The organism is Winogradskyella echinorum (genome assembly GCF_014297365.1).
GTDB lineage: Bacteria > Bacteroidota > Bacteroidia > Flavobacteriales > Flavobacteriaceae > Winogradskyella > Winogradskyella echinorum.
The window spans coordinates 523,056-535,698 of sequence record NZ_JACOQD010000002.1 but is presented as its reverse complement, the minus strand read 5'-3'; the positions used below and the strand labels follow the sequence as shown (position 1 = coordinate 535,698).

Below are 12,643 nucleotides of genomic sequence, written 5' to 3'. Positions count from 1 at the left end.
ATGGATACACTCAACCAACTACTCAGTGATTTTTCAAATCTTGCTTGGGGTTTACCCTTACTCATATTATTAATTGGAGGTGGCTTATATTTATTAATTCGTTCTCAGTTTTTACCATTTAGACATATTGGCCATGCTATAAGTGTATTGAGAGGTAAATACGACGATCCAAATGATCCTGGTCAGATCTCACATTTTCAAGCATTGATGACTGCATTATCTTCAACCGTTGGTATGGGCAATATTGCTGGTGTTGCCGTGGCCATATCCATTGGTGGTCCTGGTGCTGTATTTTGGATGTGGGTGAGTGCCGTAATAGGTATGTCTACTAAATTTTTCACCTGTACGCTTGCCATTCTTTATCGTGGAAAAGATAGTGCTGGCGAAATACAGGGTGGACCTATGTATTTTATAACTGAAGGATTAGGGAAATCTTGGAAACCTTTAGCTATATTTTTTAGTTTTTGTGGCCTTATAGGTGCATTACCAGTGTTTAACGTCAATCAACTAACACAAGCTTTAAATGATATTTTATTAATTCCTAATGGAGTAGAAGTTGGGTTGTATAGTAATCTTATTATAGGAATTCTTTTAGTGAGTATAACAGCCTTAGTTATTCTTGGCGGCATTAAACGTATAAGTAATGTTGCATCGCGTTTAGTGCCAAGTATGGTAGTGTTATATTTTATTTTAGTGATTATTATTCTGTTTGCGCATAGCGATGTGTTACCTTATTATTTAAAACTCATTTTTACAGATGCTTTTGCAGCTAATTATTATCCAAAAGATGACACCTTTTTAGGTGGAGTTTTAGGAGCTCTTATTTTACATGGTATAAAGCGTGGAGCATTTTCAAACGAAGCAGGTATTGGTACTGCCCCAATGGCACATGGAGCAGCAAAAACAGACGAGCCTATAAGAGAAGGTTTAGTGGCTATGTTAGGACCTGCAATAGATACACTTGTAGTTTGTACTCTAACAGCTTTGGCTATTTTAGTTACAGGTGTTTGGGAAACAACATCTAATAATGGTGTGAGTCTTACAGCTTCGGCTTTTGCAGATGTGATGCCAAATTATGGTAAATATGCATTACTAGTATGTATTGCCGTATTTAGTATGAGTTCGTTGTTTTCATATTCGTATTACGGTACAAAATGTATGTCATTCCTATTTGGAGCAGACAAAAAACATTATTACAATTACTTCTATATCTTAAGTATATTAATTGGTGCTACAACAAGCTTAAGCATGATGATTAATCTTATTGATGGTGTATTTGCTTTAATGGCAATACCTACAATGTTTGCAACCATAATTTTAGCACCTAAAGTTATTAAAGAATTAAAAGCTTACTCAAAACGACAAAAACTTAGTAAAAATGACAACTAATAACGCAAAAGCCTATTGGCGAGAGAATATAAAGTATGTTCTAATTTTATTAGCTATATGGTTTTTAGTCTCTTATGGTGCAGGTATATTGCTTAAAGAAGAATTAAATGCCATTAAAATAGGTGGTTTTAAATTAGGGTTCTGGTTTGCACAACAAGGCTCTATGTATGTGTTTGTAATTCTCATATTTGTTTATGTAAAGTTGATGAATAATCTAGACAAAAAATATGGCTATGATGAATAAAATATTCTTTTTAGCACAGTTAGATGTGCAAACATGGACCTACATTTTAGTCGGAATTACTTTCACGATTTATATTGGTATTGCCATTTGGTCTAGAGCAGGCTCAACCAAAGATTTTTACGTTGCTGGTGGTGGAGTGTCACCATTAGCTAATGGTATGGCAACGGCTGCAGATTGGATGAGTGCTGCATCGTTTATTTCTATGGCTGGTATTATTTCTTTTGCTGGTTATGATGGAGCCGTTTATCTAATGGGATGGACTGGTGGCTATGTATTACTCGCATTATTGTTAGCTCCATACTTACGTAAGTTTGGAAAGTTTACAGTTCCAGATTTTATAGGTGATCGTTATTATTCTAAAACGGCAAGAATCGTTGCTGTGTTTTGTGCATTGCTAGTGTCCTTTACTTATGTCGCAGGTCAAATGCGTGGAGTTGGTATCGTATTTTCTCGATTTCTCGAAGTTGATATCAATACAGGTGTTATTATAGGAATGTTAATTGTACTTTTTTATGCAGTTCTTGGCGGAATGAAAGGCATTACATACACGCAGGTAGCACAATATTGCGTTTTAATATTTGCCTTTATGGTACCTGCTATTTTTATTTCAATTCAAATGACAGGCAATCCAATTCCACAATTAGGTTTTGGTGCTGAGTTGAGTGATGGTTCGGGCACTTATTTATTAGATAAACTAGATGGTTTAAGTACAGAACTTGGTTTTTCTGAGTATACCGAAGGTTCTAAATCTACCATTGATGTATTTGCAATAACCTTGGCATTAATGGTTGGTACAGCAGGTTTGCCTCATGTTATTGTTAGATTTTTTACGGTGAAGCGTGTAAAGGATGCCAGAAAATCTGCAGGAATAGCCTTGCTACTTATCGTTATTTTATATACCACTGCACCTGCAGTTGCAGCTTTTGCTAGAACAAATATGATTGAAACGGTTTCTAACCAATCTTATGCCAATGTGCCAGAATGGTTTAAGAAATGGGAAACAACAGGTTTAATAAAGTTCGAAGACAAGAATAATGATGGACTAATCAGTTATGTTGCTGATGAAGCTAAAAATGAATTGACAGTAGATAGAGATATAATGGTATTAGCCAATCCTGAAATTGCTAAATTGCCCAATTGGGTTATTGCTTTGGTTGCAGCAGGTGGATTAGCTGCAGCATTATCAACAGCAGCTGGATTGTTGTTGGTGATTTCTTCATCTGTATCTCACGATTTAATCAAGAAAATTTTAAAACCTTCAATTTCTGAAAAGGGAGAATTAGTGGCTGCACGTTTGTCTGCTGTTGGTGCAGTATGTGTTGCAGGTTATTTTGGTATTAATCCTCCAGGATTTGTCGCTGCTGTTGTCGCTTTGGCATTTGGTTTAGCAGCTGCATCGTTCTTCCCAGCAATTATTTTAGGCATTTTTTATAAGCGTATGAATAAAGAAGGTGCTATTGCCGGAATGATTGTTGGAATAGTGAGTATGCTACTATATATGATGAAATATAAGCTAGGTTGGTTTGACGACGTATTACCAGATAAAAGTCAATGGTGGTTCGGAATTTCACCAGAAGGTTTTGGTACTATAGCGATGCTACTTAATTTCATTGTATCGATAACCATAATGAAGTTCACAAAAGCGCCACCTCAAGAGGTTCAGGATATAGTTGAGCATATAAGAATTCCTAGTGGAGCAGGTGAAGCTGTTCAGCATTAAATTTAGAGCTAAGCTTTAAGCAAGTGAAGCTTTAAATTGTTGAGGAGTTATCATTTCCATTTTTTTAAATTGTCTATTGAAATAACTGGTATTATTGAAACCAGATTTATAGGCAATTTCAGACATTCTCAAGTTTTTACATTCTTTAATTAACTTTTTGGAAAACTTAATTTTTTCAGAATTTATATAATCAATAGGTGAGATTCCTAATGTGTTTTTAAACTGCTTATGGAAATGAGAAGTGCTCATGTAAGCTTTCTTTGCTAATAAATCTACAGAAATATCTTTATTGGTTAAGTTGTCCTTTATGTACTTAATAACTGTACCGATTCTAGTATCATTAAAAATATGAGTGTCATTTACAATTAAAGATTTTGCTTTGGTTTGTAATAATCTAACAATCAATTCTTGTATCATTAAATCGAGTAAAACATCCTTAGACTTATTGCTATTAGTGAAGGTATGCGTTAAACGTTCAATTAAATGATTAACATCAACATTGTTAATGAGATGTGATGCGTTTTGGTCTAAATCCCAATTGTTGTTTTCATATTCTATAGCAACATTATGGTTAAATTTTTCAACCACTTCTTCAATTTTAAAAGCATCTATTCCTAAGGCTAGGCATTGCGTTGGTTGATCTTTTGTTGCTAAGGGAAAATCAATAACCATTTCTTTATTGGTTGGCATTACAACAGATTCACCAGGAAAAAAATCAAAAGCATCAAAACCATCGATATGCATTATTTTTTTACCTGTAAGCATACTTGCTATAATAGGAAAATCGAAAGTTAAGGATACTTGTTCAGCAAAGGCATGAGTTTCATAAATATTAAGTTCAGCATACTCAGCACTATAAGTTGTTCTATTTTCAACTAATGTAGTAAGTTTTCTATTGCTTTTATGATTGCTTAATAATCCATTCATACTCAATATTACAAAAAAATAATATTAAAAATTTAATATAAGAGATATGTTCAAAAGTATAATAAATATGTTCAATTAATTCGGGATTCGATAAAATAACTTTATCAAAATTATCTAATGCATAAAATTTATACTAATTAATTAAATAAATAGCAATTTATTATGAGTTATTCTAAGCCACAATTTAAAGAAAAATATTCCAATTTTATAAACGGAAAATTTGTACCTCCAGTAGGTGGAGATTATTTTGATAACACATCGCCAGTTGATGGAAGTATTATTGCAAAGTATCCTCGATCTCAAAAGGAAGATGTAGAAAATGCAGTTGATGCAGCAAACGCAGCAAAAGAAGCTTGGGGAAATACATCTGCAACAGAACGTGCAACATTATTAAATAAAGTTGCAGATATTATTGAGGCTAATTTAGAAGAGTTTGCACTAGTTGAAACTTGTGATAATGGTAAGCCTATTAGAGAGACACTTAATGCAGATATACCATTAAGTGTAGATCATTGGCGTTATTTTGCGGCATGTATTAGAGCAGAAGAGGGTAGTGCAACTGAACTAGACCAGAACACTTTATCCATGAATATTAAAGAACCGCTTGGTGTGGTCGGACAAATTATACCGTGGAATTTTCCTTTATTAATGCTATCGTGGAAATTACCTCCAGCACTTGCAACAGGTAATTGTGTGGTGCTAAAGCCAGCAGAACAAACACCATCTACAGCGACCTTATTAATGGAAAAAATTGCAGATGTTTTCCCTCCAGGTGTTATTAATATTGTCCATGGATTTGGACCAGAAGCTGGTAAACCGTTAGCATCGAGTTCTAAAGTAGATAAAGTTGCCTTTACTGGTGAAACAACAACTGGTCAACTCATTATGCAATATGCCTCAAAGAACCTTAATCCGGTGACAATGGAATTAGGTGGTAAATCTCCAAATATTTTCTTTAATAGTGTTATGGATGAGGATGATGCGTTTTTAGATAAAGCAATTGAAGGTGCTGTTTTATTTGCTTTTAATCAAGGTGAAGTTTGTACTTGTCCGTCAAGAATTTTAGTACAAGAAGATATATATGATAAATTTATGGAGCGCGTTATAGCAAGAACTGAAGCTATAGTGCAAACAAGTCCTTACGATAGTAGTTGTATGGTGGGAGCGCAAGCATCAAACGACCAATATGAAAAAATTCAGTCCTATTTTAAAATTGGTAAAGAAGAAGGAGCAAAAGTTTTAACTGGAGGATCGGCAAATAAATTAGATGGCGATTTAGCTAATGGTTATTACATAAAACCAACTTTATTAGAAGGTCATAATAAGATGAGAGTGTTTCAAGAAGAAATTTTTGGACCAGTAGCATGTGTCACTAAATTTAAAGATGAAGCTGAAGCACTAGAAATTGCAAACGATACTTTATATGGTTTAGGAGCAGGTGTTTGGACAAGAGATGCTCATCAACTCTATCAAATACCAAGAGCAATAAAAGCAGGTCGCGTTTGGGTTAACTGTTACCATGCTTATCCTGCACATGCACCTTTTGGAGGCTATAAAAAATCTGGATTTGGTAGAGAAAATCATCTAATGATGATGAGCCATTACAGACAAACAAAAAACATGCTAATTTCTTACGATAAGAATAAGTTAGGGTTCTTTTAAGAATTTATTATTAGCAGTTAGGCTGAATTATTGGTGTAAATAGTTCAGCCTTTTTAATATATTTAAATTATGACACGAGTAGATATTACAGAAAGAGCAGCAAAAGTTGTGAAACAACTAAAAGCTAAACATGGTGATTTAATTTTTCATCAAAGTGGCGGTTGCTGTGATGGTTCTGCCCCAATGATATTTGAAAAAGATGATATGTATTTAGATGAAAGTGATATTCTTTTAGGTGAAGTTGAAGGTGTTAACTTTTATATGAACCAAGATCAATTTGAATATTGGAAACATACGCACCTAACCGTAGATGTTACAGAAGGTCGTGGTGCAAGTTTTTCTTTAGAAATACCTTTAGGTCTTCGATTTTTGATTCATTCTCGTTTATTAACTGAAGCAGAATCTTCTTTTTTTAATTCAAAATAACTACCTTTTTAAACTGAAAATAACTAAGCAAAAAAATGAGTAATTACCACATAAAACAGTTTGAAGAATACTTTCAAGTATATAGAAAATCAATAAGAAATCCAGAGCAATTTTGGGAAGAAATAGCAGAAGAGCATTTTGTTTGGAGAAAAAAATGGACGAATGTTTTAAGTTGGGATTTTAAAAAGCCTGAAATTAAATGGTTTGAAGACGCCAAATTAAATATCACCGAGAATTGCTTAGACCGACATCTTAGAGCGCAAGGTGATAAAACTGCAATTATTTTTGAGCCTAATAGTCCAGACGAAGAAGCGCAACATATTAGTTACAGACAGTTACACGAAAAAGTATGTAGGTTTGCTAACGTTTTAAAAGAAAATGGCATAGGAAAGGGTGATAGGGTTTGTATATACTTACCTATGATTCCAGAATTAGCAATTTCTGTATTAGCATGTGCTCGCATAGGTGCCATTCATTCTGTTGTTTTTGCAGGTTTCTCAGCAACAGCATTATCAACACGTATTAATGATAGCGATTGTAACATGGTAATTACATCAGATGGGTCTTATCGTGGGGCAAAAACAATAGATTTAAAAGGGATTGTAGACGATGCATTAGAAGAATGTGATTGTGTAGATACTGTTTTGGTCGCAAAACGTATCAATACAGATATTAATATGAAGGATGGTCGCGATAAGTGGTTACAGCCTCTGCTAGATGAAGCATATCATGATTGTGTTCCAGAAATTATGGATGCAGAAGATCCATTATTTATATTATATACATCGGGTTCAACAGGTAAACCTAAGGGTATGGTGCATACAACAGCTGGCTATATGGTTTATACAGCTTATACTTTTAAAAATGTATTTCAGTATAGAGAACAAGATGTGTATTGGTGTACCGCTGATATTGGGTGGATAACAGGACATAGTTATATAGTTTATGGGCCTTTAGCAAATGGTGCAACTACTTTAATGTACGAAGGCGTGCCAAGCTATCCTGATTTCGGACGTTTTTGGCAAATCATAGAAAAACATAAAGTCAATCAGTTTTACACTGCACCTACAGCCATTAGAGCTTTGGCAAAACAAGGAGTGGAATTGGTTGAAAAATATGATTTATCATCATTAAAAGTTTTAGGAAGTGTAGGAGAGCCAATAAACGAAGAAGCTTGGCATTGGTATAATGATAATGTTGGTAAGCGCAAAAGTCCGATCATAGATTCTTGGTGGCAAACAGAAACAGGTGGTATTATGATTACACCTATACCTTATGTAACACCAACAAAACCAACATATGCAACATTACCATTTATAGGTATTCAACCTGCTATTATGGATGAAAATGGTGATGAGCTTAAGGGCAACCAAGTAGAAGGTCGACTATGTATTAAATATCCTTGGCCAAGTATAGCTAGAACGATTTGGGGGAATCATCAGCGTTATAAAGATACCTATTTTTCAGTATTTGAAAATATGTATTTTACAGGTGATGGCGCTTTGCGAGACGAAGTTGGTTATTACAGAATTACCGGTAGAGTGGATGATGTTATTATTGTGTCTGGCCATAATTTAGGTACAGCACCAATTGAAGATGCTATTAATGAGCACCAAGCAGTTGCAGAATCTGCTATTGTTGGTTTTCCGCATGATGTTAAAGGCAATGCATTGTATGGTTATATAACTCTGAAGGATTCAGGAGAAAGCAGAAACCATGATAATCTTAGAAAAGAAATCAATCAACTTATAACAGACCGAATAGGACCCATAGCTAAACTCGACAAAATTCAATTTACCGTAGGATTACCAAAAACCCGAAGCGGTAAAATAATGCGAAGAATTTTAAGAAAAATAGCTTGTAATGAAACAGATCAATTAGGTGATACCAGTACGTTATTGAATCCTGAAGTTGTTGAGGAAATTATTAGTAATGTTGTATAAATTGAAAATTCCAAAATAGAAAAATTCCAAATTCCAAAAAGTAACGTTAACTTTTGGGATTTGGAGTTTATTTTTTGGTTTTTGACTTTTCAACAATTGCCTTTAAACGTGCTTTACGTTCAGCTTCCTTAGTTTTTATCTTATTCTTTTTCTGAGCAATAAGTTTACTATGTTTGGCTTTGTTAGCTGTGTTTTTTTCGCGTCCTTTTTTTGGCATGTTATGTTAAAATTAATATTTAGATTTCTCGTTGTACTCGAAATGACACTTTATTATCTTCGCAGCTAAACTAAGAAAAATATGCTCAAAGCTGTTTTATTCGACATGGATGGTGTTATTGTAGATACAGAACCATTGCATCGTAAAGCTTACCACCAAATGTTTGATGATGTTAATATAAAAGTAGATGCAGCTTTATATGAATCCTTTACAGGGCAATCAACTATAAATATATGCAAACGTTTAGTGGATCACTTTACATTGAGAGAAACACCAGAATACTTAATGCGTCTAAAGCGTAAACACTATAAATATTTATTTACGCATGATGATGAACTAGCTTTAATTGATGGTGTTTTAGATTTAATCAAAGACTATTATGCTAATGGAGTCACATTGGTAGTTGCTTCATCTGCGTCAATGCATGGCATTAACCAAATTTTTGAGCGCTTTGATCTCAATCAATACTTCAGCGCTAAGTTTAGTGGAGCTGATTTAGAAAAATCTAAGCCACATCCAGAAATCTTTATTAAAGCTGCTGAATCTACTGGTTTTGAAAAATCGGAATGTATGGTCATTGAAGATTCAACAAATGGTATTAAAGCCGCTAATGGCGCTGGTATATTCTGCACAGCTTTTAGAAGTGAGCACTCATCTGGCCAAGATTATAGTCTGGCTAATATGGTTGTTTCGAGCTTTGATGAGATCACTTTTAATAAGCAAAAGGATTTTTTTAAAAACTAATAAGTTTCAAAAAATAGTGCAAAATTTAAAAATTTAATTAATTTTAGCACACCTACTTGTTAAACTAAACCCAAATCAAAATGAAAAAAGCCTACATTTTTCTACTATTTCTTTGTGTCTCCTATTTAAATTTATCTGCTCAAGCTAACTGCTCTGAAGCTTATTCTAACATCGTATATGCTTTGTCTCATGCAGATTCTGCTCTAGAGGCGAATAATGTTACCCATGCAAAACATTTTGCAGAAAGATCAAAAGAAGCCTTTGAGCGTGTGCAAGTATCCTTACAAAATTGTGATTGTGAAGGTGTTGATGATTTAGTATACGATGCAATTAATTATCTAGCCAAATCTAAAACCGCAGAAAAATTAGACGATGCATATTATTATGCTAATAAAGGCAAACTCCTAGCAGAATCTACTATTGAAAAATTAGATGTATGTACATCTAGTTTAACCAATGTTGATGAAAGCATTATTGAAGACACACCTGCTACAAATAGTGAAGTGAACGAATTATCGTCTATTGAAGATGAACAAAATCAATTAGAGCAGCAACAGCTAGAATTAAAACGAAAACAAGCAGAATTAGAAGAAAAAATAGCGAAAAAGAAACAAGAAGAGCTAGACCTAAAAAAAGAGGGGCTAATTTTAAAAATGGAATTAACAGTTTCGGATAATGTAAAAACTTTTAATTCTGCATTGCAAGCTTGTGATTGTAGTGTAAAAACTTTAAAAGCATCAATAGAAAAAGAAAAGCTAAAGTCTAAATCTATAGATGATATAAAAATTACAGTTATTGATGTTATTAAAGAATTGACATCCGATTATATGAAACAACTAGCCGAATGCGATAATAATGAAGAAAATGATTAATAAAAAAAGCAGCTTAAACGCTGCTTTTTTTATTAATCATAGTTATAATGTCAACTATCCTTCAAAATCGAAGTCGTCACCACCACCATTTCCGTCACCACCACGATCACCAGAACGTTCGCGTTTAGGTTGTTGGTTAAATCTATAGGTAAACGATAAGTTAAAAGTTCTTTGTCTCCATTGGAATTCGCTTTCCGAATTAAAAGTTGGAGTAGTGGTTTCCGTAATTCGCTTTCTAGAATTAAAGACATCACTAACATTGAGTGCTACAGAGGCTTTGTCGTTAAATAAGTCTTTACTGAATGCTAAATTCATAGAGAAGATTCCTTTGTTTTTATTTTGAGCATCTTCACTTGGACCTCTATAATCCATTCTTGTTTGCCAATCTACGTTTCCTGGTAAAGTGTATTTATTATTGAATCGAATAAACCAACTCGTGTTTTCTGCACCAAAGTCTGTACCTTCATAAAAGCCTTCAGTTTTAGAACGGAATAAGTTGAAATTACCATTCATATTCCATTTTCTTGTAGGTCTATAAGTTAATGTAAATTCAAATCCATATCTATCGTTAGACGCAAGGTTTATAGGAGTTCTTCTGATTACTGGCACTTCAGTTCCTCCAACGATAGCAGTTTCACCAGTGTCTTCAGTAATAAAAACAAAAACATCAGTAGAATTTGTTACGTATAGAGATGTATTTAAAGAGAGTTTTCCAAATTTATTATAATAGCCTAAATCTATCGTATTAGAATAACTAGGATCTATATCCGGATTTCCTTGAAATAGGTTAGTAGCAGAACTACGAGAAGGGAAGGGGTTAATAAAACGTGAACGTGGTCTTCTAATTCGTCGGTTATATCCTAAGGTTAGGTTTTCATCTTCATTTAACTCGTATGCAAGATTAATGGTTGGGAAAAAGCCGAGATAGTTTTTCTTATTAAAATCTCCACTTGTTACTTGATCGACAGTTATACGAGATTCTTCCATTCGTAAACCAAGAAGATAGCTAAATTTCTCTTTTATTTTGCTTCCAAATTGTGTGTAAAATGCATTTACATATTCTTTATATACAAGGTTGTTACTTAAATCTTCATCTAAGTCAAAGTTTCCTGTTCCATCATTAAAAGCAACAGCATAATCAGTGTCTAAAGTAGTAAAACGACCTTGGTAACCTAATTCTAACTGGCTAACTTCACCAATAGGTTTCACGTAATCTGCTTGTAAAAAAATACGTTCTTGAGTTTCGTCGGTTGTTACATCTTCTACATCGACATTATCTTGATTAATAAGAGATTGTTCTAGTTCTGAACTATCTTCATATTGAAAGTTAGCTGTAAATTTATGATTAGAATCTCCATTAAATTGCTTATCAAAATTTACAGAGTATTGTATCGTTTTGTCTTCCTCAAATTCAGGATCAAAACGTGTTGTAGTGTTTAATAAAGTGTTATTAGTGTCAAACTCTCTTAAGATATTTGTTGTTTCTTGTTCGTTATCACTATCTCTATACTGAATAGAAGTTGTTAATGATGCAGAATCATTTATATACCATTCTACACCAAAATTTGTAGTTAGGCCTTTTCTAATACGATCAAAATCACGATTTTCTATTAAAGAATTGTTGCTTGTTAGATACTCTGTATTAGTATAAGAATTACCAGGAATCTCTCTATAATTATAACTAGTAGTATTGAAAAAATTAACGTCACCAGTTCTGTAATTAATATTTCCAGAAATACCTGCTTGTGTTGGATGACCTGCATTTACTGTTATGGCACCATTCATGCCTTCGAGCTTACTTCGTCTAAGAATTATATTTAATATTCCGGCTGTTCCTTCGGCATCGTATCGTGCCGATGGTGATGTAATAACTTCTACACGCTCAATCGCATCTGCAGGTAACTGACGTAAAGCCTCAGTTGAGTTTAATCCTACTAAACCAGAAGGTTTACCATTAATTAAAATTCTAACATCATCGTTTCCACGAAGCGCAACGTTACCTTCAACATCTACAGAAACGGAAGGGACATTGTCTAAAACATCGCTTACTGTTCCACCTCTAACGGTTAGGTCTTTACCAACATTATATATTTTTTTGTCGAGCTTTATTTCTACAGTTGTACGCTCTGCAATAATGGTAACTTCACCTAAAGACTCCATATCAACTGCTAAACTTACAGTTCCTAGGTTAATATCTTTAGAAATAGTTTTGTCTGTATAAGTTTTGGTTTTGTAAGAGATGTATTCTACAGAAATAGTATAGGTTCCGGTTGGCACTTCTACACTAAATTTACCTTCAGAGTCTGTAATACCTCCTGTGACGATTTTATTGTCTGGTTTAGATTTAAAGGTGATTGTTGCGTATTCTAGAGGAATGTTTGTACCATCTTCTACAACGGTTCCTTCTACTTTGATTTCTTTTTGGGCAATAACTAATGAAAATGAAAAAAAGACTAAAAATTGCGCGAGCATTTTTAATTGCATAGTATATATTTTTAT

Annotated in this window: 11 protein-coding genes; 8 read left to right on the top strand and 3 right to left on the bottom strand. The window is 33.7% G+C overall.

Going from position 1 to position 12,643, the window contains the following annotated elements:
- From H8K90_RS09540 to H8K90_RS09530, 3 genes are read left to right on the top strand one after another with little or no spacing between them, the layout of a single operon-like run.
- Positions 1–1,389, top strand: a complete 1,389-nt coding sequence (locus tag H8K90_RS09540) for an alanine/glycine:cation symporter family protein (RefSeq protein WP_186845733.1) — start codon at positions 1–3, stop codon at positions 1,387–1,389.
- The gene (locus tag H8K90_RS09535) at positions 1,379–1,633 is read left to right on the top strand and encodes a DUF4212 domain-containing protein (RefSeq protein WP_186845732.1); all 255 of its coding nucleotides are present in this window, start codon (positions 1,379–1,381) and stop codon (positions 1,631–1,633) included. Before H8K90_RS09540 ends, H8K90_RS09535 begins: the two co-directional genes overlap by 11 nt.
- Positions 1,626–3,353, top strand: a complete 1,728-nt coding sequence (locus tag H8K90_RS09530) for a sodium:solute symporter family protein (protein WP_390622207.1) — start codon at positions 1,626–1,628, stop codon at positions 3,351–3,353. The genes H8K90_RS09535 and H8K90_RS09530 overlap by 8 nt, the downstream gene beginning before the upstream one ends.
- Before the next feature lie 15 nt (positions 3,354–3,368).
- On the opposite strand, the gene H8K90_RS09525 is transcribed toward H8K90_RS09530, so the two are convergent.
- The gene (locus tag H8K90_RS09525) at positions 3,369–4,280 is read right to left on the bottom strand and encodes an AraC family transcriptional regulator (RefSeq protein ID WP_186845730.1); all 912 of its coding nucleotides are present in this window, start codon (positions 4,278–4,280) and stop codon (positions 3,369–3,371) included.
- A gap of 162 nt (positions 4,281–4,442) precedes the next feature.
- Between H8K90_RS09525 and H8K90_RS09520 the strand changes: the two genes are divergently transcribed.
- From H8K90_RS09520 to acs, 3 genes are all read left to right on the top strand, one after another.
- Positions 4,443–5,942, top strand: a complete 1,500-nt coding sequence (locus tag H8K90_RS09520; protein WP_186845729.1) for an aldehyde dehydrogenase family protein — start codon at positions 4,443–4,445, stop codon at positions 5,940–5,942.
- 69 nt (positions 5,943–6,011) lie between these two features.
- Positions 6,012–6,368 carry a DUF779 domain-containing protein gene (locus H8K90_RS09515; protein WP_186845728.1) on the top strand — a complete coding sequence of 119 codons (357 nt, stop codon included), beginning with the start codon at positions 6,012–6,014 and terminating at the stop codon, positions 6,366–6,368.
- A 35-nt stretch (positions 6,369–6,403) separates the two neighbouring features.
- Positions 6,404–8,311 carry an acetate--CoA ligase gene (acs, locus tag H8K90_RS09510; RefSeq protein ID WP_186845727.1) on the top strand — a complete coding sequence of 636 codons (1,908 nt, stop codon included), beginning with the start codon at positions 6,404–6,406 and terminating at the stop codon, positions 8,309–8,311.
- Between the two features lie 67 nt (positions 8,312–8,378).
- Here acs and H8K90_RS09505 read toward each other — a convergent pair whose 3' ends face one another.
- Positions 8,379–8,528: a hypothetical protein gene (locus H8K90_RS09505; RefSeq protein ID WP_186845726.1), complete on the bottom strand. Its 150-nt coding sequence runs from the start codon at positions 8,526–8,528 to the stop codon at positions 8,379–8,381.
- 81 nt (positions 8,529–8,609) lie between these two features.
- Here H8K90_RS09505 and H8K90_RS09500 point away from each other — a divergent pair, with 81 nt between their 5' ends.
- Positions 8,610–9,272 carry an HAD family hydrolase gene (locus H8K90_RS09500; protein WP_186845725.1) on the top strand — a complete coding sequence of 221 codons (663 nt, stop codon included), beginning with the start codon at positions 8,610–8,612 and terminating at the stop codon, positions 9,270–9,272.
- An 80-nt stretch (positions 9,273–9,352) separates the two neighbouring features.
- Positions 9,353–10,144: a hypothetical protein gene (locus H8K90_RS09495; protein ID WP_186845724.1), complete on the top strand. Its 792-nt coding sequence runs from the start codon at positions 9,353–9,355 to the stop codon at positions 10,142–10,144.
- 54 nt (positions 10,145–10,198) lie between these two features.
- On the opposite strand, the gene H8K90_RS09490 is transcribed toward H8K90_RS09495, so the two are convergent.
- Positions 10,199–12,628 carry a TonB-dependent receptor domain-containing protein gene (locus H8K90_RS09490; protein ID WP_186845723.1) on the bottom strand — a complete coding sequence of 810 codons (2,430 nt, stop codon included), beginning with the start codon at positions 12,626–12,628 and terminating at the stop codon, positions 10,199–10,201.
- Positions 12,629–12,643: the final 15 nt, after the last annotated feature.

Bases quoted from the DNA above. Each gene is read 5' to 3' on its own strand.
- acs (WP_186845727.1), top strand. From the start codon at position 6,404: ATGAGTAATTACCACATAAAACAGTTTGAAGAATACTTTCAAGTATAT.
- H8K90_RS09520 (WP_186845729.1), top strand. From the start codon at position 4,443: ATGAGTTATTCTAAGCCACAATTTAAAGAAAAATATTCCAATTTTATA.
- H8K90_RS09535 (WP_186845732.1), top strand. From the start codon at position 1,379: ATGACAACTAATAACGCAAAAGCCTATTGGCGAGAGAATATAAAGTAT.
- H8K90_RS09530 (WP_390622207.1), top strand. From the start codon at position 1,626: ATGAATAAAATATTCTTTTTAGCACAGTTAGATGTGCAAACATGGACC.
- H8K90_RS09515 (WP_186845728.1), top strand. From the start codon at position 6,012: ATGACACGAGTAGATATTACAGAAAGAGCAGCAAAAGTTGTGAAACAA.
- H8K90_RS09540 (WP_186845733.1), top strand. From the start codon at position 1: ATGGATACACTCAACCAACTACTCAGTGATTTTTCAAATCTTGCTTGG.
- H8K90_RS09495 (WP_186845724.1), top strand. From the start codon at position 9,353: ATGAAAAAAGCCTACATTTTTCTACTATTTCTTTGTGTCTCCTATTTA.
- H8K90_RS09525 (WP_186845730.1), bottom strand. From the start codon at position 4,280: ATGAATGGATTATTAAGCAATCATAAAAGCAATAGAAAACTTACTACA.
- H8K90_RS09500 (WP_186845725.1), top strand. From the start codon at position 8,610: ATGCTCAAAGCTGTTTTATTCGACATGGATGGTGTTATTGTAGATACA.
- H8K90_RS09490 (WP_186845723.1), bottom strand. From the start codon at position 12,628: ATGCAATTAAAAATGCTCGCGCAATTTTTAGTCTTTTTTTCATTTTCA.
- H8K90_RS09505 (WP_186845726.1), bottom strand. From the start codon at position 8,528: ATGCCAAAAAAAGGACGCGAAAAAAACACAGCTAACAAAGCCAAACAT.